Consider the following 22,434-nt stretch of genomic DNA (forward strand, 5'->3'; position numbering starts at 1 on the left):
CTGAGCTTGTGAAATTGAGCGGCGACTCACTGACATCCAGCCAGAAAATGCACTATATTGATTGGGTCAGAGACAAAGTGTTTCTGGCTTTGTTTTATCAGGAGGACGAAAACGATGAGAATGAAAGACATTCTTGATAGCCGTTTGAAGCTGTCGTTCTGGTATAACCTTGACTACGGTTTATCACTTCTGAGCAAAATCACCTTAGGTTAATTTCCTCAATGCACTCGCATTGAAAAGCATATTAGTTATTTGTTTTTTAATACTTTACGCGCCAGATAGCGTAGGGTTATGCATACAAGGAAATTGACATGAAACGCATTCCAGAACCTTTCCGGATAAAAATGGTTGAGCCGATCAAAATGACCACCCTGGCAGATCGTGAGGTCGCCTTGAAAGAGGCCGGTTACAATCCGTTCTTACTTCGTAGTGACGATGTCTATATCGATCTGCTGACCGATTCAGGCACCGGTGCGATGAGTGATAATCAGTGGGCGGGATTAATGCTGGGAGATGAATCCTATGCCGGTAGCCGCAATTATTTCAATCTGTGTAAAGCGGTGGAACATTTTTTCGGCTATAAACTGACGGTGCCGGCTCATCAGGGGCGTGGGGCCGAGCAAATTCTGTTTCCGGCGCTGATTGAGCGGATGCGCCGTGTCCGCGGCGGGACTGAGCCGGTATTCATTTCTAACTACCACTTCGATACAACAGCAGGCCATATTGAGCTTAATGGGGGTAAGGCGATTAATGTCGTCACCCAAGAGGCATTCGACACTACCACGCCTTATGACTGGAAAGGTAACTTTGATCTGGACAAATTGGTGGCCACCATTGAAGCGCATGGGGCAAACAATATTTGCGCCATTATTACTACGGTGACGTGTAATAGCTCGGGAGGTCAGCCGGTGTCGATGGAAAATATGCGCAGCGTGTATGAGATCGCCGGCAAATACGACATTCCGGTGGTGATTGATTCGGCGCGCTATTGTGAAAACGCGTATTTCATTAAACAGCGTGAAACCGGCTACGGCGATAAATCGATTCTCGAGATCATCCGTGAAATGTACCAGTATGGTGATATGCTGACGATGTCGGCGAAGAAAGATCCGATGGTCAATATCGGCGGGATGTGCTGTATTCGAGATCATCAGGAATTGTTCCAGGCAGTGCAAACCCGCTGTGTGCCGATGGAAGGCTTTGTTACTTATGGCGGAATGGCCGGGCGGGATATGGAAGCGCTGGCACGCGGCCTGTATGAAGGTGCAGATGAGGATTACCTTCACTACCGGATCAGTCAGGTGCAGTATCTGGGAGAGCGCCTACGCGAAGGGGGGATCCCGATCCAGTATCCGACCGGAGGGCACGCCGTGTTTGTCGATGCGGCGAAGATCCTGCCGGATATTCCGGCCGGGCAGTTTCCGGCTCAGGTGTTGTGTAATGCGTTGTACTTAGAAGCGGGCATTCGGGCGGTGGAGATTGGTTCATTACTGTTAGGTCGGGATCCGGAAACCGGCCAGCAGAAAGTCTCAGAGCTGGAGTTGATGCGGCTGACCATACCACGCCGTGTTTACACCAATGACCACATGGATTACATCGCAGATGCCATTATCGAATTAAAACAGCGTGCGGGTGAACTGAAGGGGCTGACCTTTGAGTATGAGCCGCCAGTGTTGCGTCACTTTACTGCCCGATTCCGTGAAATCGACTAACTCTGCACAGTAAGTCGCTGCTGGAGATGCAAAAGGCCGCAAATTTGCGGTCTTTTTAATTTGGCAGATTAATCAGGCCAGCTCGAGGGAGATCCGGACAAACTGTTCGTCTTGGTACTGAACCGAATAGGTGAAAGTGTTGTTGGCGTAAATACTGCCTAAAAACAGCGATCGTTGACTCATCGGGCCGCGGAACAGCATTGAAATTGGGCTGATCAGGGCGTTGTTATCATCAAAGTGCTGGTTAAGGTTCGATGACAGTACGCACAGTAAACAGCCCAGTTCATCATGAGTCAGGTCGACATCTTCCGGGCGTGATAGCAATACCGTGGTGCCAAGCTTTTTTTCAATCTCATTGATTAGCAGTAAGTAACTGTCTAAGTGCGGTTGTGGGTTACCGGGTTTATCAGCCCCCACACAGCGCTCAAGCAGGGCTTCGAGGTTACCATTTTCACCTTTTGCCTGTTGAGTCAGTGACTTTAATGGCTTCTTAATCTGTTTGTAGCGATTACTTTTCAGTTTGGGTTTAAGCCATTTCTGCAGAATGTCATTGCGCTGCTTAAGTGATAGTGGCAGGGAGGCAGAATGGATTTTAAAATGCAGGTGCAGTAAGGCGTGTACAGCAAGCTCACTCAGAAGTTGATTGGCATCTGTCAACGGTTTTGCCTGCTTTGAAATTTGCATTGCACTCAAACGAAATATTCTAAAAGAAGGATAATGGTGCCGAGAGAGGGACTCGAACCCTCACACCTAAGGCACTAGCACCTCATGCTAGCGTGTCTACCAATTTCACCATCTCGGCAACATAAGACTCTGGAAACAGAGGATGCTTCGAAAGGAAGCAGAACGGATTGTATATCCAAAACCACCTGGTTGGCGAGGATTAAGTTGCACAAATTGGTGATTTTTGGTTTGTTTGCCTGTTTCTTATTCACTTTATCTTCCTCATCAATAAAAAACACAGAATAGCGCTACTTTTGTTAATAGTATGATGCTTAAAATGTGATTTTGCGCACTAAATGACCGCTTGAACGTTTGCCTAAATAAATGTGATGAATATCTCGTTCGGTTGGCTATACTTGCGTCCCGTTTAAGCGGGAATTAGGGTTTCGTTGTTCAGGACCCTTACCCATACAAGCCGTCACAAGGAGCAGGCGGAGTGCTGAATCAACTTCACACTCACCCGCAGTGAATGACCCCACGGACCGGACCAGCTAAGTTCAATTGCTTGTATAAGGTAAAAAGATGTCGAACTATTCGTTCTATCACTTTCGATCTAAGAATGCGCTGTCATTCAATGTGCTGTATCCCTCCTCTGCCACTTTTGGCAGTCCCCTTTCTTTTTCTATTTTTCAGTAGGTCAATGTGATGAGTGTTCTATTTAGTTTATTTGGTGTTGTTGCACTGATCGGTTGTGCATTCTTACTTTCTGAAAGCCGCGCGGCGATCAACTGGAAAACCGTTTCGCGAGCTTTGTTGCTGCAGATGGGATTTGCGGCCCTGGTGCTCTATTTCCCCTGGGGGCAAGCAGCGCTCGCCGGTCTAAGCAGCGGAGTCTCGGGGTTGCTGAGTTTCGCTGATGAGGGGATCAAGTTCCTGTTTGGTGACCTCGCTTCTACTGGTTTTATCTTTGCCATTCGTGTTCTTCCTATCATCATCTTCTTCAGTGCCCTTATCTCTGCCCTTTACTACTTGGGGATCATGCAAAAAGTTATTCAGTTTATTGGCGGTGCTATCCAGAAGTTTCTGGGCACGAGTAAAGCTGAATCTCTGGTGGCTACCGGTAACATCTTTTTGTCACAAGGGGAATCACCGCTGTTGATCCGCCCATTTTTGTCCAAAATGACCCGCTCGGAGTTATTTGCTGTGATGGCAGGCGGTATGGCTTCAGTCGCAGGCAGTGTGCTGGGTGGTTACGCCGGACTGGGCGTGGAGCTGAAGTACTTGATTGCCGCGAGCTTTATGGCCGCACCGGGAAGCCTGATGATGGCGAAAATTATCGTGCCAGAGCGTCAGACGCCAAGTGATTACACGGAAATTGAGCTGGATAAATCAGATGAAAGCAATGTCATCGATGCACTGGCCAGTGGTGCGATGGGGGGTATGAAGGTTGCGGTTGCGGTCGGTACTATGCTGATTGCGTTTGTTAGTGTGATTGCGATGGTGAATACCGGGCTGGAAAACCTGGGTGAGATGTTTGGTTTCAGCGGTATCACCCTGCAAGCCGTGCTGGGTTATCTGTTCTCGCCGTTGGCATGGCTGATTGGCGTACCAAGCCATGAAATCCTGGCTGCCGGTTCGTACATTGGCCAGAAAGTGGTGATGAACGAGTTTGTGGCTTTCATCGATTTTGTCCAGAATAAAGCCTTGTTGTCGGAACATTCTCAAGTGATCATCACTTTTGCATTGTGTGGTTTCGCTAACATTGGTTCTATCGCAATCCAACTTGGCTCCATTGGTGTGATGGCACCTGAGCGCCGCAAGGATGTCGCCAGCCTGGGGCTAAAAGCGGTTGCCGCCGGTACACTGGCGAACCTGATGAGTGCATGTTTGGCTGGTATTTTTATCGCCTTGTAAGCTTGTCAGTTTTAAAGCCTTAATCTGTAAAAACCGCCGTATTGGCGGTTTTTTTATAGGCAGCCTTTATTCGGCTAACATACGGCATTTAAGGGGGGATGCTGAGCCGGATAGGGCGATATTAACCTGCTGTCAGTATGTTACGAAAAGTCAGATTGATCCGGGCGTGTTTAGGCTTTGCCGTTTTCGGCACACTGTGTTGCCAGTGATGCTGCAGTTCTCCGGTCATGATCAACAAGGAGCCGTGTGGCAACTCGTATTCAAGCTGGGTTTGGCTGCGTAAATGGCGCAGTAAAAAGCGGCGAGACTCGCCTAAGCTCAGGGAGGCGATCACCGGGTTTTTCCCTAGTTCTGGTTCATTATCCTGATGCCATCCCATTGAGTCCCGGCCATCCCGATACAAATTAGCCAAAACAGAGTTGAAATTCGTGCTGCACACCGCCCCGCAGCGCTGGCTGAGCATTTTTAGCTCCGGTGTCCAGGGGTGGGGCTCCATGGTTAATCCGGAGTAACGGTAGCGGGCATCACCGTGCCATGATTGTAGCCGAGGCTGTAATACCGAGCGGCCAAACAGGGTAATGGCTTTTTGTTCCCAAGGTAGGTCGTGCAGAAGGAGATCCAGCAGGTGGTCTGCTTCGTGACCGGGTAGAAAATCGGTCTGATAAAAAAGCCGGCCCTGGGTTATTGCTTGCCAATTTGAGCTTTGAAAAAAATCGCCTTGTACTTGCATCCCACTTTGCCTTAGTAATTGGTTAAATTAGTCGATATTAGTTACTTAAATAATTTTACATGGTTATCATTTACTCAGTAACTATATCAGCAGTGGATGGAACTGGCATGCTATGCCGGCAAGTCGAATGGAAATTTGATGCATTATTCGATCAGGAAACCGTATTATTTTGCGCTTTTTTTCTGCGCGTTTTTTTTGTTGTGTATTGCCGTTATTGAGCTTTTACATCGAAGCCAGGTCACTATCCAGCGGGAGCAGGTGCAACTCGGGGCGAAAGAGCAGCTCTCTAACTTGCGTTTTAACTTAGAGGCAGAGCTAGTCGCTGATATTTATCAAGTCAGTACACTGGCGTCATTGGTGTCGCTGCGTTCTGATCTTGATGAAGATGACTGGGCATTGGCTGCCAGCCGTATTTTGGCTAGAAGCCACTATATTAAAATCATTGGGATTGCCGAGAACGATATAGTCGGGCATATCTTCCCGCGGCAAGGCAATCAGCAGATGATCGGTGTTGATTACCAGACGGTTCCGCAGCAATGGGAGCAGGTGCAAAAAGCCCGCACGATTGAAGAAGCTTTTATCGCAGGGCCGGTTTCACTGGTTCAGGGAGGGAAAGGGCTGATTGTGCGTGTGCCCGCTTTCCGGGATCCGCCTATCAATAAACAGTACTGGGGCGTGATCAGTGCGGTGATAGATTTAGAACAGTTCCTGCTTGACGTGGGGGTAATTGACTTTGCCCGGCAATATAAGCTGGTTATTCGTGGTGAGAATAGCAGCGGAGAGCAAGGTCGAGTCTTTTTCGGCCAGGAGGGGGCGCCGGATTCGGTGTATGCCAGAGAGCGGGTTCGCTTTCCTTATGGTGGTTGGGGGTTGGCAGTTTCTTCTGACGGAGAAGTGGAAAAGCAGATCCCATGGCATGTCATGAATATGGTCCGTCTGGCCGGATATCCGATTTTAGTGTTACTGTGCCTTTCCCTTCTGACCATTTACCGGCTGTATGTTATCGCCGAAAGCCGTGCGTTGCACGATGAGCTGACAGCGTTACCCAACCGCCGTTTTTTTATGCATTCGTTTAAAGCTCAGTTTGAACTGGCACAGCGCTATCGACAACAACATCGCTTTGCCCTGATCAATGTGGATTTGGATCGCTTTAAGTACATTAACGATACCTTTGGTCATGAGGCCGGCGATAGGGTCCTGAAAGCGTGTGCAGAGCGGATCACGACCCAATTGCGCCGTTCCGATATGGTGGCCAGAATGGGAGGGGATGAGTTTCTGCTGATTGTCCATCAGCTGACAAAAGAGGATGACCTACAGCGATTGCTTAAGAAACTCCGCTACGCGTTGTGTTCTACACCAGTCGGCTATGACGGCCAGGCTATTTATTTGAGCGTTAGTATGGGAGCTTCGATATTTGAGCCTGGGCTGCACTCGCCAGAACAGATGTTAAAAATCGCAGATGAAAGAATGTATCAACAAAAACATTTGGGTGAATGAGCCCGTTGATCTCTTCCCCTAGCCAAGCGGCTAAGGTGTTGAATTTCTGATCAGACTCTCTGTTTAGCAACCTAAAGGTGAATTTCGGTTGTAACTGATAAGCAGGGGTGCAATCCGGAGTAACCACATATCGATCATGGCTACTGATAACCAGATTAATGCAACCAGATGCATTGGCACATTGTGACAAGTTTGCATTTTGCAATTGCAATATGCAAATAATCTGGTTAATTAACATTCGATATGCATCTAAAACCAACAAAATAGGCCAATATAAAGTTGGCACACTTCATGCTTTAGTAATAGTGACCCTTATTAAGCCGAGGGTCACCTAGCCAACTGACGTTGTTAGTGAATGCCAATTGTTCACACATACATACCGCCAACCACGCCTCTCTTGTGGTTGGCGTTTTCTTTTTTAGTTCCCTGTATCTTCACATTTACTGTAGCAACTTGGCTGACGCGGACATACCGCACCACGCGAACAGATCAAGTGAGCCTGAGTCTGGATACCACGCTCAATCCAGTTGATGTTGAGTATTCTGGCTATGGTCGTCAGATCTTTTTTGATGTGTTGCGGGATCACGGTACTTCCCCCGGAAGAGACACATAACGATTTTAACTCTTCAGCGATAGCGAGGGCGTCTCCGCCCTGAGCCAGGATCGCTGGGTTGAGATCGATACCCGCACAAAGCACGCGATTATTTCCTGCCGGATCAGTCACATTGATTGACTCACAGCAATAAATTCTGGGTTCATCAGCCACATTTAAAATGGAAATCTGTGCCGAGCTGGTGTCCATGGGCTGAGCCAAACGACGGAAAACGGCCCAGTGCTGGCAGGGATCATTCACTGTGCGCATGTTCCCCCAGGGCAGTGGGATGCCATTACCCCGATACACCGCTTTTAACTTGCCCGGACCGTAGGCATCGAAGTAATGCCAATGAGGATAAGGTGATACAACCGTCATACGCCGCATGGCGACCGAAGGCGAAACTCCGGCGCGGGTGTGCACATTGATCTCGTAACCGGAGCGATCCAGCAGTTGACGAAAAGGCACCTTAGGGCAGAGCAGGGCACCGGCGAAAAAGCTCGATTCGAAGTCACGCCAGGCTTGTAAAATGTCTTGTGAATTGAGTTCGGAGTTGGCTATTGACGAGCTGGATTGTTCCCAGTTTTGTTGCTGGCCGATAGACAACACGTTGGTCATCCCTTCACTGCTGTGCAGCACACGATGGCCGATATAAACCGCCAGGTCATACTTCAGACGAGTCGGGTAGTCGCGCATTCTTTTGTTGAGATAAATCGTGCCCGGAGGTTCCATGAAAGAGGTAATCAGCTGTTTGGCACTGACACCCAGTTCATCAATCACATCTTGAGGAGCCCGGTCAATCCAACGGATCTCCAGGCCCATGCTTTTAGCGATGTCAATTAAGTCTTCGACAGAGAGGTTGAGTCGTTTCAGGCCAACTTCTTCCGCCGCACGTTCCAAGTCTGGGAAATGGTTCTGATGGCTCTCTTGATGCGCACGGATCAACAAGTGGGCAAACTGCCGTCCGGTAATTCCCGTCTGGGAGAGCATTTCGGGAATGGCAATCTGTAAGATTTCATTGGAAAACAAAAAACTGGGCTCGAGCGCCATGCCATTTATCCCGCCTCGGTTACCTTTATTGGGGGTGATGGCGTCCAGTTCTGGCTCATCATCGAGAAACCAAGCCGGATCTTTTTGGAACACTTCGGCAATCACTTCCAGCATGTCAATGCTGGGTACCCGTTTTCCCCGTTCGATCATGGATAAGTAAGAAACGGACGGAGCGTATTCCGGATTGACCCTGATACAGCGGGCAGACAAATCTTCCATGGTTAAATGGTTATTTTTTCTTAGGTTACGGATCTTGGTACCTAGGAAATGCGATTGGCGGATAAGGCTTTTTGACACAGACATTTTGTAAAATTCACATTGTAAAATTTTTGTTGTGAAATTGTAGTTAAAATTTCGCTAGTCTACATACTGAGCAGGCAAGGAAATTAACTACCCACTTCACAGAATTGTCTGAAACTTAAAATTAGGTTTTAAGTATTTGCTCTAGGGACAGGATTAAGTACGAGGATATGACGATGAATATGCTGAACTTCGATAAAAAAGACATCCAACAACAGACTCGCCCGTTTATCGCTGAAGCAGTATTTGCCGTCGAAGCGGTGAGTTCTGAACAGCAAAGTGAAAAACAATTGAAAGCTAAACAGTTGCTAGACCGCATGTTCCCATTGGAGGCAGGCTCGCATCAGGACGTATCCAGTTATGTGATCGATTACCGCCACGTAATGGCGTATTTTAAAGACGGTTCACACAGCGGACTTAAGCGCCCTAAGCACTTCGTTGCTTATACTGGTGAAAAAGAGGATCCGCAGTCGATTCTGTTTAGAGACGATTCAGGCAATCACGTTGAAGTGATGTTTGGCTGCCATAAAGGCACCGGGTGCGTAGAACTGATGGATATCGATGATATTCAGCTTGAGACGCGAACCACGTTCAGCCCAGAGTTAACCGGCTCTTCCCCAACCGCAATGCGCCATTGGATCAGTTTGATCAAAGGTGATCGCAAAGGTAAGCCGATGGCTTGCAGTGAAGATAAAGAATATACAGCTAAAAACGGTGACGATTACATTTTGAGTTATTGTTACAGCGTTGATTAATTGCTAGCGGCTGTGAAATATACTCACATTACACTAAGCCCCGAGTTGTAGCCCGGGGCTTGGTTGTTTTATGGGGACTTTATATTGGCATGACCCGGTTACGGCCAAGCTGCTTAGCATCGTACAGTTGTTTATCTGCCCTTTCGATTAAGGTTTCGATATTCTCACCAACCTGAAACTCTGCTACACCAAATGAAGCCGTGATGTTGTGTACCTGTTCCCCGGAACGTTTGTCGCGTACCCGCAACCTCTCGATCATTCGGCGTAGGCTATCGGCATATTGACGGGCGATGCGTAGTGATTTGTTCGGAACAATTAACGCAAACTCTTCGCCGCCAAACCGGTACGCGCTGATACCGTCACGACAGCTCTGTTGCAGCTTCTTAGCGATTGCCCGGATCACCGAATCACCAAACAGGTGGCCGTATTCGTCGTTGAACCTTTTGAAGTAATCGATGTCGAGCAGAATCAGGCTCAATGCCTGATTGCTATTCACCAGAATGCTCAGATCACTGTCGAAGGCGCGGCGGTTGTATAGATTGGACAGGCCATCAAACAGTGCGTCTTTTTGTACATCGGCCAGTTGTTGTTTGAGCCGGGAGATTTCTTCACTGGCGTTGGTCAACTGATTATTGAGGAACCGGGTTGAATGGCGGATTTCACGTGACTCTGACACGAGCTGGCGGATGACACTCATGACTTCTTCAATATTTAAACTGCTGTCTTGTACTTTTTCCAGCTTATTAAAGCTCTTATCTATCTGCGCAGAAAACGTTGAGGTGTCAGTTAAGGTGTCATTCATCGAGCTGGCGACTTCAGTCAATAAAACTTCCACATTATTTCTCAGCTCTTCCAGACTGGTTTCCGCTTTGGTCGCGACATAACTGGTGTAAAGTTTTTTATTGGTCGCCGGAGGGCAAATACCATAGTTGTCGAGAATGGTATCCAGCTCCTCGTTTAGCTCGGGGATGGTTTTATCGACGTAGGTGTACCAGAGGGCATAGTTGGCAGGTGTGGCCGCTACGTAATTTTTTATCATCAGTGGCACCGCTTTTTTTAAATTGGCGGTGGATTTTTTAAACTCGTCAGTCATTTTTGTTGTTGCTAGCTAACTGTTGTAGCGGTTAGATTAACGGATATCACGATACAGCGCTCTAACTTTTGTCACTAATATCAGATAAATATGAAAATAGATGTCTAATTAATCGGCTTCATTAAAGTTTTTAGCTTGTAATGATCTTAAAGTACATAAGTTGATAATAATGTTATTAGTGCGGTCTGTGCTTTGATTTACGATATATTTTGTTCATTATCTGATCGCATGGAGACTGGTCGCGTACGAAGGGTACTGAGAACGCAACAGGGACTCCTTTGACGATGAAAGTCGGCCTTTTCTGGTTTAGCCAGGATCTGAGACTGTATGACCAGCCATTATTACACCAAGCCGCACAGCAAGTAGATTCTCTCATTTGCCTGTATTGTCTGCCATCTGTGTCTGCCTATCTTAATCATTTTGCCCAAGTCGCCGGGGTAGGGCAGGCGAAGCGACGGTTTTTGGTACAGTCGGTCAGAGATTTGGACTCTGCGCTGCATCAGCACGGCCACAGGCTGGTAACAACCGATTTGCAACCCTACCTTGCCTTGTATCGGCTGATTTCCCGGCATCACGTTACCCACCTCTACAGCGCCGCCTTTCCGGGCACGGACGAACAACAGGTCGTCAGTCAGATCGGCCAAATTTTTCCGCATCTGCAGGTTTGTCAACACGAGCATACGGCGTTATTTGAACAGCAGCAGTTACCGTTTGCATTGGATCAGTTACCCGTTACCTTCAGTCAGTTCCGGCGACGTGTCGAAGATATTGAGATCACGCAGCCAGTTGCGGAGGTTACTTCGCTTCCAGCCCCTGTTGAAGTCGAAACAAGGCCCGGCGGCTGTGGTGATTCACTTTGGGCCGGAGACAATGGCAGTCAAGAAAGCAACTCAGCGTGCGGTTTTACCGGTGGTGAAAAAGCGGGCCTGAGACACGCGCGGGCTTACTTTTCTTCTCCCCGGCCCGCTGACTACAAGCAGACCCGCAATGCGCTGGATGGCTGGGAGCTATCGACCAAGTTTTCGCCCTGGCTGGCACACGGCTGTTTGTCACCGCGCACATTGGTGGCGATGCTGAAGGATTATGAACGGGTGAATGGCAGCAATGAATCTACCTACTGGATCTTTTTTGAGTTGCTGTGGCGGGAATATTTTTACTGGTATGCCCGCCGATACCGGCAGCGGTTGTTCTGTTTCAGCGGTATTAATGGCAAAGCGCCATTGGCCTCCTTCTACCCGCAGCGCTTTGCCCTATGGAAAAACGGCCAGACCCCTTATCCGCTGGTGAACGCCTGCATGCATCAACTGCGGGCGACAGGTTATATGTCTAACCGGGGGCGCCAACTGGTCGCCAGTTGCCTTATCCATGAGCTTGGGCTTGACTGGCGTTTTGGTGCGGCGTATTTCGAAACCCAGTTAATTGACTACGATGTCGCTTCAAACTGGGGAAACTGGCAGTATCTGGCAGGGGTTGGTGCCGACCCGCGTGGTTCCCGGCAATTTGATTTGGACAAGCAGACCCATACTTATGACCCAAACCATCACTTTATCGACAAGTGGCAAGGGGAGTGTCCCACCGCCAGCCTGGACAGTGTCGATATGGTGGACTGGCCCATTATGCACACGCCACAAACGGGAGATACGCCGTGATGAGATTTGACACCGTACGCCTGATCCTGGGGGATCAGCTCAATAGCCAGCACTCTTGGTTTCAGCAGGTTGACGATAGGGTTCTGTATCTGATTGCGGAGCTAAAGCAGGAAAGTACTTACGTTGACCACCACATTCAAAAGGTGTGTGCGTTTTTTTCTGCGATGGCGCAGTTTGCGCAGGAGCGGCAGGCTGAGGGGCATAAGGTGCTGCACTTAACGCTGGATGAAACCCAGGTTTTTGCCACCCTCGAACAGGTCATACAGCACTATGTCCGCGAAGTCAGCGCGAGCAAATTTGAATACCAACGGCCGGATGAATATCGGTTGTTGGCGCAGTTGGCAAACCTCAGGATCAACGATGTGGTGGTTGGTTGTGTGGATACGCAGCACTTCCTCCTGCCGTTTGATGAGCTGGAGCAACACTTTCCGGCGGGAAAGCACGTCATGATGGAACACTTTTACCGCCGCATGCGGAAGCGGTTTGACATCTTAATGCATGAGGGTAAGCCTCTGGGTGGTAAATGGAACTATGACGCTGACAACCGCAATAAACTCAAGCCCAAGGATATTGAGCAACTTCCCCAACCATTGATGTTCAGTGTTAACGTAAGCAACGTTTGTGAGCGCCTGAAGCGTCACGATATTCGCACCATCGGCCACCTGGAGGGAGAGCTACTGTGGCCGATAAACCGCAGCCAGAGTCTCAGCCTGCTGGCACACTTCTGCCAGGTCTGTTTACCACGCTTTGGCCGTTTTCAGGATGCCATGACCGGGCAACATGACGCGCAGTGGAGCCTTTATCACAGCCGATTATCATTTTCGCTGAACAGCAAGTTACTTCACCCGGCGGAGGTGATTGATGCGGCGCTTACGGCGTTTCGCGCCAACCCTGACATCGACATGGCACAGGTGGAAGGTTTCATTCGCCAGATATTAGGCTGGCGCGAGTATATCCGCGGGGTTTACTGGGCCAACATGCCCCGTTACGCCCAACTCAATACATTGGAGGCCGGGCGTAAGCTACCGGATTTTTTCTGGAATGGTAAAACCCGAATGGCCTGCATGCACCATGCTATAAGCCAGTCACTGGATTACGCTTATGCCCACCATATTCAGCGCCTGATGGTTACAGGCAATTTCTGCCTGCTGACTGAGGTCGACCCTGATCAGGTAGAAGCGTGGTACCTCGGCGTTTATATTGATGCAATAGAGTGGGTGGAAATGCCCAATACGCGCGGTATGGCGCTGTTCGCCGACGGCGGTATTGTTGGTACCAAACCTTACGCTGCCAGCGGCGCTTATATCAATAAAATGAGTGATTACTGCAAACAATGTCATTATGACCACAAAGCTCGCAGCGGAAAGGGCTCATGTCCGTTTAACAGTTTATATTGGCGTTTTATGGATAAGCATGCCAGGCGACTCGCGCTTAATCCGCGGGTCAGGATGTTGTATCGCACCTGGGATAACCTGGAAGCCGCGCAGCGCGATGCCGTCCTTAAGACTGCCGACGAATACCTCGGTACACTGGAGACATTGTAATGCGTATTCTGATCATCGGGGGTAACGGCGGGATTGGTTCTGCCATGTTACAAGAGGTGGTGACGCGTTTTCCCGCAGCGCATGTCGATGTGACTTATCGCCGTACGCGGCCGGACTGGTGCCATCCGCAGGTTGTGTGGCACCAGGTCGATGTCAGTGACGAGCAGGAGGTCAAAGCGTTCAGTGGTTCAACAGCGGATCCTGACTGGTTAATCAACTGTGTCGGGCTGCTGCATACCCCGGCCAAAGGACCTGAGAAGAGCCTCGATGCGCTAGACAGCCGATTTTTTCTGCACAATATCAGCGTAAATACTGTACCGACATTGCTGCTGGCTAAATACTTCACCCCTAAGCTCAAGCGTCGTCAGGCACCGAAATTTGCCACGATTTCCGCAAAAGTAGGCAGTATCTCCGACAATCACCTCGGAGGATGGTATAGCTACCGCGCTTCAAAAGCGGCACTTAACATGCTGCTCAAAACCATGGCAATCGAATGGCAGCGCCGGGTAAAACAGGGCGTGGTACTGGCCCTGCATCCCGGTACTACCGACACGGCTTTATCGGCACCGTTTCACGCGAGTGTTCCTCCCGGAAAACTGTTTGCCTCTGCGGACGTGGCGCGTAATCTGGTTGGTTTGATTGCCCGCGCAACCCCGCAAGACAGCGGGGCTTTCTGGGCTTATGACGGAGAGTTGCTCCCGTGGTGAATTCAGTGCTTCTGCCTGTTTTTGCCACGCCGGCAGCGCTGAGAACAAAAGACGATGTGCTCCCAGTTGTTCTTCCATTTCTTGCGCCAGGAAAACGGCCGTCGGCATACCGGGCAGGTTTTAACGGCAAGCTGTGTTTTGAACCCCTTCATCGCGTGTTCGCTATTTATCAAATAGAAACAGATAGTCGCCGTAACCTAAACTTGCCATCTTGCTCACCGGAACAAACTTCATTGCCGCGGAGTTCATGCAGTAGCGCAAGCCGGTGGGTTTGGGCCCGTCTTTGAACACGTGGCCCAAGTGGGAATCACCAAATCGGCTGCGCACTTCGGTGCGGGGATAGATAAGCTTGTAATCGGTTTTGGTCACCACATAGCCGGGATTAATCGGTTTGGTAAAGCTGGGCCATCCGGTGCCTGATTTGTATTTGTCAGTAGAAGAAAACAGTGGCTCGCCGGTGACGACATCCACGTAAATTCCCGCTTCCTTGTTATCCCAGTATTCGTTGTCAAACGGGCGTTCGGTGCCCTCTTGCTGAGTGACGTAATATTGCAGTTCAGTGAGTTGTTGTTTTATCTCTACGGGTGACGGTTTAGGGTAAGGTGTAACTTTCATCAGCAGTGCTTTCTCATCAATCAGCTCGCGCAAGGTTTTGGGCTGTTCTTTGCGCTCGTCACCAAACACCTCGTCGAGATACTCATCCCGGCCGGAGGCATAACGATAATATTTATACTTGAGGCTGCTCTTTTTATAGTAATCCTGATGATACTCTTCGGCCGGATAGAAAGTATCAAAGGCGATCAGTTCGGTTTTGAGAGGCTTGGGGAAAATCATTGCCTGATCGATCTGCTGCATAAGCTGCTGCGCTATACGTTGTTGCTCGGCGTTGTGATAGAAAATGGCCGGGCGATATTGCGGCCCACGGTCGACAAACGATCCCTGATCATCGGTGGGGTCAATATGGCGGAAGAAGTAGTCCAGTACGGTTTCATAATCAACTTGCGTGGCATCAAAAGTGACGCGGATACTCTCAATGTGTCTGGTTTTACCTGAGGCTACCTGGCGGTAGGTCGGGTTTTTAATATCGCCGCCGGAGTAGCCCGAGACCACGTCAATGACGCCCGGCAGTTGCTCGAGATCTGCCTCAGTACACCAGAAACAGCCACCTGCCAGGGTGGCAACTTGATGACTGGCTGCTTTCTGAGCCGGAGCCATGTTCTCTGCGTTGCCTGTGTTACTCAGCACAACAAAGAGTGCCGGCAGAGACAAGCCTGCCAATAATTTAGATACTGTTCTCATAATTTCCTCTGGCTTGACGGTGTTAATGACTATACGTATCTGGAAAGGCAAACGAGCGAAAAAATTACAACCAGAGTGAAAATTTGTTTGTCCTTTGGCACCGGGGCGCTACAGTAGCGTCAAGGAACTACGTGCCCGGTCATCAGTCGATAAGCATGAGGTGATGGGGCAGAGAACAAAAAGAGAGAAAGCATGCAAGCAGAAGTTAAATGGGTTGAGGAGTTTAAATTTCTTGGCCAGTCACAATCAGGCCACTCGGTAGTAATGGATGGAAATGGCGGGGCCACCGCGCCAAGCCCGATGGAAATGGTGTTAATGGCGGCCGGCGGATGCAGCTCGGTCGACGTTGTCGATGGTCTGAAGACTGCCGGGCAGAAGGTCACATCGGTGAATGCCAAGCTGACCACGGAACGACGCGAAACCGCACCGCGTATTTTTACCAAAGTGAATATCCATTTTGAAGTGTCCGGGCAAGATTTGGCCCCTGAAGTGGTGGCGCAGGTCGCGGCCGATTCGCTGGAGAAATACTGTTCAGTATGCCTAATGTTGGGCGAAGGCGTTGAGATGACGCACAGCTGGGAAATCGTCTGAACGTTTCAGTCGGTAACAAAACCGGAAAGAGAAAAGCGGCGGCTTTTCTCTTTTTTTATTGCACGATTGTCGTAACCTGAAACATTCGGAAAATGTAGGGTAGTTTGATGACCGAATTAGAAAAAATGATGTCAGGCCAGATTTTTGATGGTGCCGACCAAGAAATCGATACCATTCGCAGCAATGCCAGCCGCATTTTGCACCAGTTGAACGCCAGTACTGAGTTTGATCAGCGTATGGAACTGCAACAGCAGCTGTTTGGCAAGGTTGGCTACAGTATTGTGCAGTCTCCTTTTCATTGTGAATTTGGTAAAACCATCGAAATTGGGGCTGAAACCTTTATTAACATGAATGTGGTGATGCTCGACGGGGCAAAAATAAAGATCGGCAACCATGTTTTGATTGGGCCAAGTGTGCAGTTTTATACCGCATCCCACTCACTGGATCACCGCAGCCGTCGCCGCTGGGAAACCTTCTGCAAGCCGATCACGGTTGAGGATGATGTGTGGATCGGCGGCAATGCGGTGATTAACCAAGGCGTAACTATCGGTGCGCGATCAGTGATAGCGGCCAACTCAGTGGTCAACTCGGATGTGCCGCCGGACTGTCTGTACGGAGGTACCCCCGCCAAGTTGATCCGCCGTCTTGATCAAGGCGAATGATGCTGCGTGCAAATCATGCCTGCCCAAGGTTTGTATTTTGCGCTCAATAGCGATCCCAGTATGGGGTGTCGCTGCCTAATTTTTCACTGATAAAATCAATAAAGGCACGTACTTTTAAAGGCATATGTTTACGTTCCGGGAACACGGCGTAAATGGCATGTTGGGGCAGAGAGTAGTCGTTCATGAGTGAAACTAACTGGCCGGAGGCCAGTTCTTTACCGACGATGAACGTTGGCATCTGTGCAATGCCACAGCCGCTCAGCAAAGCGCGGCGGATTGCTTCACTGTTATTGACCACATAATTACCCTTAGGCAGGACTTTATAGGCCGTGCCCTGGCTTTCAAACGACCATTCGACACCGCCGCGGAAGTATGAGTAGCGCAGGCAGTTATGCCCAACCAGATCGCTGGGTTTGTGTGGCATCGGATGGCGGGCCAGATAGTCCGGTGATGCACACAGCACGTTGCGGCATGGGGCGATGCGTTTGGCAACCAGATTGGAAACCGGTAAGTGGCCGATCCGGATACCGAGATCAAAGCCGTCCTGGACCAGGTCGACCATTTTGTCTTCCAGCTCCAGATTGATTTCAATTTTGGGGTACAGAGCCAGAAACTCACTAATTAACGGTGCAATATGCAGTACCCCAAAGGTCATCGGGGCAGTGACTTTAAGGCTGCCCTGCGGTGTGCCTTGCAGCTCGGAAACCGCATCAATGCCTTGTTGGGCGTATGTCAAAGCCCGTGATGCGTATTCAAAATAGCGTTGCCCCGCCTCAGTAAGGCTGAGTTTGCGGGTGGTGCGATTGAGCAGGCGAATGCCCAGCTCATCTTCAAGGTGGGTGATCCGTTTGCTGATGGCGGATTTAGTCAGGTTAAGTTGCTTTGCCGCCTGGGAAAAGCTGCCACATTCGACAACAGCGACAAATACGGGTAACGAAGCGATGGTATGCACAGAGAACGGCTCTTAATTGTTGAGTTTTGGGATACAATTATTTTCCTATTATAGCAATTATCATCTATAAGAAAACAATCTAGACTATGCAACCGTGAATTTTGCCTAAAATTTGGAAATGAAAAATGAAATACGATTGGATTTTGTTCGATGCTGATGAGACCTTGTTTCACTTTGATGCGTTCAAAGGCCTGCAGCTGATGTTCTCACGCAAAGGCGTCGATTTCACCGAGCAGGATTTTGCTCACTACCAAACGGTCAATAAACCACTATGGGTCGATTACCAGGAAGGGCGCGTTAGCGCAGAAGATCTTAAGCACAGACGATTTACCGAATGGGCAGAGAGACTCGACACCACCACCTCAGAGCTTAACAGTGCTTTCCTTGACGCCATGGCGGATATTTGTAGCCTGCTGCCGGGCGCCAAAGAGCTGGTGGACGCGCTGCAGGGCAAAGCGAGAATGGGCATCATCACCAATGGCTTCACTGAGCTGCAGGCGGTTCGGCTGGAGCGCACCGGAATGACGGACTACTTTGACCATGTGGTGATTTCCGAACAAGTAGGCGTAGCAAAACCCGATCTGGGGATCTTTTCTTACGCGCTGGAACAGATGGGTAACCCATGTAAAAGCCGGGTGTTGATGGTCGGTGACAACCTGCATTCCGACATTTTGGGCGGCAATAACTTTGGTATTGAAACCTGTTGGCTGAACGCCCATGGTGCCAGAGGAGATGAAGCCATCGCACCAAGTTATACCGTTAACTCGTTGTCAGAGCTGCATGCAATTCTGGTGGCCTGACAAGATTATGTTGTCCCTATGGTAACGTTGGTATGAAAAAAATGGCCACGTGTAGATGTGGCCATTTTGGCGGAGGCTTGGCCTCGGCGCTTATTGCACCTCAACCAAGGTGGAAATGATGAACTGCTGCAGCCCGATCTGGTTTGGATCGCTGTCATTTTCCCATTGCTCTAAAAACTTCACTGACCATTGAGAATCACTCTTGTCGAGCAGTGCCCAGTATTGATACCAGTCGCCACCGTAGACTTTGAGATAGCCATTCTCAAGCTGCCAGCTGTCCGTCCAGGTGTCAGCACTGTTGATATCCTGTCCGGAGACGCTGCCGTTGTCATTAAACGTTAAGCGGTAATGATCTTCATGCGGATCGGGGTATTTCACGGTAAAACTTCGTCCGATTAGCATATCGGCAGTGATGGCAATATTTCCGCCACAATCAGCCACTGCGTTATTTAAGTCGGTAAGGGTGGCGCTGCCATCGTCCTGATCGCCGAGGTGACACGCCGCTAGCGTATTATCCGGGGCTGAGGAGGTAAACTCGAGGCCGACCACTTCGGTATAAGGCACGCTGATACCATTTTCTTCTTCGCTCCAGCGGAACAGTCCTAACAGGCTGAATTTGTCATCTTTGTTCGCCACAAACGCAAAGTATTCCGGATCGCCGCCGTTGCTCATGGTGAGGATGCCATCCTGATTAACAAACCAGTTCATTCCGCTTTCAAACCCGTCGGACTCGTAATAGCGTCCCACGCCACCGGCGTCAAACTGATAGCTCATGGAAGAACCATCACTCTCTTCGAAATGCAGGGTTAGCCCTTCGAAGAGCGCGTTGCTGGCTGGAGTGTAGCCGCAGTTGTAGGCGGATCCGAGGAACTGCTCATAGGTGGTAATGTTTTCCGCCCCGGAGCGCTCTCCACTGTTTTCTGAGGTACACACGCGGTACTGCTCAGCGATGACTTGTTCAAGGCGCTGTTCTGCCGCTTGCTTGTCGGTGAATAACTGGCCGATGTCGGTTGTCCAGCTGACGTAATCGTCACCGGCTTCCAGTGCGTAGGTGTTGAGGAACTGCCGGTAATAGGCGTTGAACCAGTTCCAGGTATTTTGCGGATCAAATGGTACTGCCAGTATTATGTCGGTAGCAGCACTCAGCACATACCAGCCTTCATGGATACCATTATCCGTTAAGGTGATAGGTAGCAGGCTAGGTGTGCCATTGGTCAGGCGCGGATCCTGGGTAACCGCATACCATTGCCGTGGAGAACCATCCTGGTGGTATTGGAAGCTGGCGTGCGGGGTTTTTGCCGCGTAGCGCTGAAGTCCCGCTACCACATTTTGATCGATTTGCTCAATGGGTGTTCCCGCCGAACGGGCGGTTTCGATTTGCTCTGGCAAATTTTCAACCGCTTTGGATCCCCACTCATCGAAGGAGTAAGTGAGCCAGATACCGGTAGGGTGTTTGAGCATGACGCGGTAGGCCTGGCCGGTGTCTTCACTGCTGGCAGTAAAGCTGTAGTCTGCCAGAGGGTAATGCTGCCATGTCACGAACTCATTCATTTCATTGTCATTGACCTGGTGAGAAGTAAGCTGCCAGTCATGGAATTTGAGCCCGTCGGGCGCCTCTTCCGTGATCAGTTTGACTTCGCCATCCAGGACAAATCGTTCTCCGCTGCGGGAAATGGTTCCGTTGGCATCATTTTGCTCAGTAAAAACATCCCAGTAACTGGTGAGGTTGTCCCAGTTACCCGGCGTGAAGTTATAATCGGCAAACTCTTGGGTCACCCCATCGGTTGGGGTTGCCCAGACCGGCATTTCAACCCGGTACAGGTAGGCACCATCTTCACCCATGGTGACTTCATAGATGACGTTACTCTGGCCTTTTGCTGCCCAGTCCTGCTCCTCTTTAACATAGGTTCTGAGAAGGTCTTCGGTTACTACCACCGCATGAGCCATGTATGTTTTCTGGTGCGTTTCTGTATCGGCGAGCATAAAACCGTCGAGTGAGAATTCGGTGAAGCTGCGTTGTTCCGTCGTTTGTTCGCCATCGACACTGATGGAAGCGCTGAAATGCTGAATTGCATCGATGGCGCTCAGGTCATCCGGGTGCTGGCGGGCACTGAAATCTGTATCATCAAACTCTCGTACGGTATTGCCGTTGTGGCTGCCTTCACCACTGGCGTCACTTTCATCAATGTAGCGCCAATAGGATTCGGTACCGTCAGTTCGGCTACCGACATCAAGCAGGCGGCCAATGAAGCTGGCATCGCCATCAAGGTTGAAGTCATAGCGATAGTTGTCGACCCGGGTAAACTGCTCTCCGCTCTGGATATCAATGCTTTCCATTTCACCATACAACTGATCAGCTTCGGTGAGGTAACGGGTTGAAGTGGTGGTAATGACTTGGCCATTGTTGAGCGTTTCAATCGTCTGCTCGATATCGACATTAAGCATCGTCACGCTGCGTTGTGCGGCGTTCGGCATCGCGAACAGGCCACTGTTGCTGGCATGGCGGTCGGCAACCGATTTGACCGTGTCATCCGGGTAAGCATCAACTAACGTATCCACACCATCGTTATCCGGGTCACCGGCCAGTTTTCCATCTAATGGGTAGCTGTCATTTTTGTCAGGTACGCCGTCGTCGTCGTCGTCGTCGTCAGCGTTATTACCGATCAGGTCGTTATCGGTGTCCAGCCACTCTTTTGGATCGGTCGGGAAGGCATCATCCACATCTTCGTAGCCATCACCATCATCATCGGGATCCGCGTTGTCGCCGACACCGTTTTTATCGGTATCTTGCCACTCATCCGGATCATCCGCGAACGCGTCCTGATCATCGGTATGGCCATCGTTGTCGCGGTCGTTGAGGTACTCATCTTGCAGGGCATCGATACCATCACCATCATGGTCTCCGGCACGGGATGCGTCGGTCGGATAGTGATCGTTTTCATCGCTAAATCCGTCGCCATCATCATCGTCGTCAGCGTTGTTACCGGTACCGTCGCCATCCGAATCCAGGTATTCACTGGCGTCGTCCGGCAGTTGGTCGATAGCATCGGGAATGCCGTCTTGATCGCGGTCTGGTTCATTTTCGCTGACAGGTTTAACCGGAGGTTGTTGCTCTAACAACTGTTCCGGCTCCGTCTCTTGGATGACCTGCTTGATCTGTTCATTGACTGCTTCAACCACGTTGAGAATAACCGCACTCTCTGGATCCGAGCTAATGTTTTCCACCACCTCAGAAAGCTGCTCCGGAGTTTGCGGAAGAACTTGCTCGGAGCTCACAATACTGCGCGCGGCAAACAAAGCATCGGTTTGCTGATTTGCCACATAATCACCGAGGACATTTTTCGCTTCAACGCCAAGTTGTCCGGCGATTTCCTGTACGGCACTCTGTTTTAAAGCTTCGAGCTGTTCCGGCGTGGTGTCGGCAGAAACGCGGCTGGCAAGGACAAGATTAACCATGGTAGAAAGCGGCGTAATGACGGTTTCTCCGGCCGGGGCAGACATCATAAATGGGGTATTGATTGGGGTGTCGCCGAGATCCTCATCAATGGTCTGGCCGGCAATGGCCTGGACGATCACGGGGTACTGGGTTGGGTCAATATCCCCGGTGACTTGCAACACCGCCAGGCCACCACTGCCAGACATTGTATAGGGCTCAGTACTGGGATCATGTATTGAGTTTTGGTTGATATCGAGCCAGACTTTGGCATTACTCAGGTAGCCATCAATGGCTTTTACCTCGTAGGGGGAGCCTGGCGCCTGGGCTTCATCGCTGCTGTCACTGCCACAACCGCTTAGTCCTGCGCTGGTCACCAGCATAATGGCGAGAGCGAGCTTATTGAGTTTCCACATACAAACCTCCTGATGTTGTACATCGGCATTCAATAGTTACTGTTGAATGGCCGAGCTATTCCTCTTGCAATTTCA

The 22,434-nt window shown here is 50.0% G+C and carries 18 protein-coding genes and 1 tRNA gene; 10 read left to right on the forward strand and 9 right to left on the reverse strand.

What is annotated here, in order from left to right:
- The first annotated feature begins 311 nt into the window (after positions 1 to 311).
- Positions 312 to 1,712 (forward strand): tryptophanase, encoded by a 1,401-nt coding sequence (locus P2G85_RS02315; protein ID WP_275862509.1) that lies wholly within the window; start codon positions 312 to 314, stop codon positions 1,710 to 1,712.
- Positions 1,713 to 1,784: 72 nt separating this feature from the next.
- On the opposite strand, the gene P2G85_RS02320 is transcribed toward P2G85_RS02315, so the two are convergent.
- Positions 1,785 to 2,396, reverse strand: coding sequence for a DUF2913 family protein (locus P2G85_RS02320; protein ID WP_275862510.1), 612 nt, complete (start codon positions 2,394 to 2,396; stop codon positions 1,785 to 1,787).
- 34 nt (positions 2,397 to 2,430) lie between these two features.
- Positions 2,431 to 2,514 (reverse strand) — tRNA-Leu (locus P2G85_RS02325).
- 566 nt (positions 2,515 to 3,080) lie between these two features.
- Here P2G85_RS02325 and P2G85_RS02330 point away from each other — a divergent pair.
- Entirely contained in the window at positions 3,081 to 4,289 is a 1,209-nt protein-coding gene (locus tag P2G85_RS02330; protein WP_275862511.1) for a NupC/NupG family nucleoside CNT transporter, read from the forward strand.
- A gap of 121 nt (positions 4,290 to 4,410) precedes the next feature.
- On the opposite strand, the gene P2G85_RS02335 is transcribed toward P2G85_RS02330, so the two are convergent.
- Positions 4,411 to 5,019 carry an alpha-ketoglutarate-dependent dioxygenase AlkB gene (locus P2G85_RS02335; protein ID WP_275862512.1) on the reverse strand — a complete coding sequence of 203 codons (609 nt, stop codon included), beginning with the start codon at positions 5,017 to 5,019 and terminating at the stop codon, positions 4,411 to 4,413.
- Between the two features lie 138 nt (positions 5,020 to 5,157).
- Between P2G85_RS02335 and P2G85_RS02340 the strand changes: the two genes are divergently transcribed.
- The gene (locus P2G85_RS02340) at positions 5,158 to 6,516 is read left to right on the forward strand and encodes a diguanylate cyclase (protein WP_275862513.1); all 1,359 of its coding nucleotides are present in this window, start codon (positions 5,158 to 5,160) and stop codon (positions 6,514 to 6,516) included.
- A gap of 418 nt (positions 6,517 to 6,934) precedes the next feature.
- Here the strand turns inward: P2G85_RS02340 and P2G85_RS02345 are convergent, their stop codons facing one another.
- Complete coding sequence (locus tag P2G85_RS02345; RefSeq protein ID WP_275862514.1) at positions 6,935 to 8,461, reverse strand: DUF3612 domain-containing protein; 1,527 nt, start codon at positions 8,459 to 8,461, stop codon at positions 6,935 to 6,937.
- Positions 8,462 to 8,634: 173 nt separating this feature from the next.
- On the opposite strand from P2G85_RS02345, the gene P2G85_RS02350 reads away from it, so the two are divergent.
- Positions 8,635 to 9,213 carry a hypothetical protein gene (locus P2G85_RS02350; protein ID WP_275862515.1) on the forward strand — a complete coding sequence of 193 codons (579 nt, stop codon included), beginning with the start codon at positions 8,635 to 8,637 and terminating at the stop codon, positions 9,211 to 9,213.
- 79 nt (positions 9,214 to 9,292) lie between these two features.
- On the opposite strand, the gene P2G85_RS02355 is transcribed toward P2G85_RS02350, so the two are convergent.
- Positions 9,293 to 10,306, reverse strand: a complete 1,014-nt coding sequence (locus P2G85_RS02355; RefSeq protein WP_275862516.1) for a GGDEF domain-containing protein — start codon at positions 10,304 to 10,306, stop codon at positions 9,293 to 9,295.
- Positions 10,307 to 10,584: 278 nt separating this feature from the next.
- On the opposite strand from P2G85_RS02355, the gene P2G85_RS02360 reads away from it, so the two are divergent.
- The 3 genes from P2G85_RS02360 to P2G85_RS02370 are packed head-to-tail and all read left to right on the forward strand — an operon-like array spanning position 10,585 to position 14,206.
- Entirely contained in the window at positions 10,585 to 11,955 is a 1,371-nt protein-coding gene (locus P2G85_RS02360; RefSeq protein WP_275862517.1) for a DASH family cryptochrome, read from the forward strand.
- Positions 11,955 to 13,499: a cryptochrome/photolyase family protein gene (locus P2G85_RS02365; protein WP_275862826.1), complete on the forward strand. Its 1,545-nt coding sequence runs from the start codon at positions 11,955 to 11,957 to the stop codon at positions 13,497 to 13,499. The genes P2G85_RS02360 and P2G85_RS02365 overlap by 1 nt, the downstream gene beginning before the upstream one ends.
- Entirely contained in the window at positions 13,499 to 14,206 is a 708-nt protein-coding gene (locus tag P2G85_RS02370) for an SDR family oxidoreductase (RefSeq protein ID WP_275862518.1), read from the forward strand. The genes P2G85_RS02365 and P2G85_RS02370 overlap by 1 nt, the downstream gene beginning before the upstream one ends.
- 2 nt (positions 14,207 to 14,208) lie before the next feature.
- Here P2G85_RS02370 and P2G85_RS02375 read toward each other — a convergent pair whose 3' ends face one another.
- Positions 14,209 to 14,358, reverse strand: a complete 150-nt coding sequence (locus P2G85_RS02375) for a DUF2256 domain-containing protein (RefSeq protein ID WP_275862519.1) — start codon at positions 14,356 to 14,358, stop codon at positions 14,209 to 14,211.
- Between the two features lie 10 nt (positions 14,359 to 14,368).
- Positions 14,369 to 15,505 (reverse strand): peptide-methionine (R)-S-oxide reductase MsrB, encoded by a 1,137-nt coding sequence (gene msrB, locus P2G85_RS02380; RefSeq protein ID WP_275862520.1) that lies wholly within the window; start codon positions 15,503 to 15,505, stop codon positions 14,369 to 14,371.
- A 192-nt stretch (positions 15,506 to 15,697) separates the two neighbouring features.
- Between msrB and P2G85_RS02385 the strand changes: the two genes are divergently transcribed.
- Complete coding sequence (locus tag P2G85_RS02385; protein WP_275862521.1) at positions 15,698 to 16,096, forward strand: OsmC family protein; 399 nt, start codon at positions 15,698 to 15,700, stop codon at positions 16,094 to 16,096.
- Between the two features lie 107 nt (positions 16,097 to 16,203).
- Positions 16,204 to 16,758 (forward strand): sugar O-acetyltransferase, encoded by a 555-nt coding sequence (locus P2G85_RS02390; protein ID WP_275862522.1) that lies wholly within the window; start codon positions 16,204 to 16,206, stop codon positions 16,756 to 16,758.
- 43 nt (positions 16,759 to 16,801) lie between these two features.
- Here P2G85_RS02390 and P2G85_RS02395 read toward each other — a convergent pair whose 3' ends face one another.
- Positions 16,802 to 17,710 (reverse strand): LysR family transcriptional regulator, encoded by a 909-nt coding sequence (locus P2G85_RS02395; RefSeq protein WP_275862523.1) that lies wholly within the window; start codon positions 17,708 to 17,710, stop codon positions 16,802 to 16,804.
- A gap of 125 nt (positions 17,711 to 17,835) precedes the next feature.
- On the opposite strand from P2G85_RS02395, the gene yjjG reads away from it, so the two are divergent.
- Positions 17,836 to 18,510, forward strand: coding sequence for a pyrimidine 5'-nucleotidase (gene yjjG, locus P2G85_RS02400; RefSeq protein WP_275862524.1), 675 nt, complete (start codon positions 17,836 to 17,838; stop codon positions 18,508 to 18,510).
- 90 nt (positions 18,511 to 18,600) lie between these two features.
- On the opposite strand, the gene P2G85_RS02405 is transcribed toward yjjG, so the two are convergent.
- Positions 18,601 to 22,359 carry a hypothetical protein gene (locus P2G85_RS02405; protein ID WP_275862525.1) on the reverse strand — a complete coding sequence of 1,253 codons (3,759 nt, stop codon included), beginning with the start codon at positions 22,357 to 22,359 and terminating at the stop codon, positions 18,601 to 18,603.
- Between the last annotated feature and the right edge of the window lie 75 nt (positions 22,360 to 22,434).

The sequence above is a fragment of the Vibrio sp. CAU 1672 genome (genome assembly GCF_029223195.1).
GTDB lineage: Bacteria > Pseudomonadota > Gammaproteobacteria > Enterobacterales > Vibrionaceae > Vibrio.

Bases quoted from the DNA above. Each gene is read 5' to 3' on its own strand.
- P2G85_RS02315 (WP_275862509.1), top strand. From the start codon at position 312: ATGAAACGCATTCCAGAACCTTTCCGGATAAAAATGGTTGAGCCGATC.
- P2G85_RS02320 (WP_275862510.1), bottom strand. From the start codon at position 2,396: ATGCAAATTTCAAAGCAGGCAAAACCGTTGACAGATGCCAATCAACTT.
- P2G85_RS02330 (WP_275862511.1), top strand. From the start codon at position 3,081: ATGAGTGTTCTATTTAGTTTATTTGGTGTTGTTGCACTGATCGGTTGT.
- P2G85_RS02335 (WP_275862512.1), bottom strand. From the start codon at position 5,019: ATGCAAGTACAAGGCGATTTTTTTCAAAGCTCAAATTGGCAAGCAATA.
- P2G85_RS02340 (WP_275862513.1), top strand. From the start codon at position 5,158: ATGCATTATTCGATCAGGAAACCGTATTATTTTGCGCTTTTTTTCTGC.
- P2G85_RS02345 (WP_275862514.1), bottom strand. From the start codon at position 8,461: ATGTCTGTGTCAAAAAGCCTTATCCGCCAATCGCATTTCCTAGGTACC.
- P2G85_RS02350 (WP_275862515.1), top strand. From the start codon at position 8,635: ATGAATATGCTGAACTTCGATAAAAAAGACATCCAACAACAGACTCGC.
- P2G85_RS02355 (WP_275862516.1), bottom strand. From the start codon at position 10,306: ATGACTGACGAGTTTAAAAAATCCACCGCCAATTTAAAAAAAGCGGTG.
- P2G85_RS02365 (WP_275862826.1), top strand. From the start codon at position 11,955: ATGAGATTTGACACCGTACGCCTGATCCTGGGGGATCAGCTCAATAGC.
- P2G85_RS02370 (WP_275862518.1), top strand. From the start codon at position 13,499: ATGCGTATTCTGATCATCGGGGGTAACGGCGGGATTGGTTCTGCCATG.
- P2G85_RS02375 (WP_275862519.1), bottom strand. From the start codon at position 14,358: ATGAAGGGGTTCAAAACACAGCTTGCCGTTAAAACCTGCCCGGTATGC.
- msrB (WP_275862520.1), bottom strand. From the start codon at position 15,505: ATGAGAACAGTATCTAAATTATTGGCAGGCTTGTCTCTGCCGGCACTC.
- P2G85_RS02385 (WP_275862521.1), top strand. From the start codon at position 15,698: ATGCAAGCAGAAGTTAAATGGGTTGAGGAGTTTAAATTTCTTGGCCAG.
- P2G85_RS02390 (WP_275862522.1), top strand. From the start codon at position 16,204: ATGACCGAATTAGAAAAAATGATGTCAGGCCAGATTTTTGATGGTGCC.
- yjjG (WP_275862524.1), top strand. From the start codon at position 17,836: ATGAAATACGATTGGATTTTGTTCGATGCTGATGAGACCTTGTTTCAC.
- P2G85_RS02405 (WP_275862525.1), bottom strand. From the start codon at position 22,359: ATGTGGAAACTCAATAAGCTCGCTCTCGCCATTATGCTGGTGACCAGC.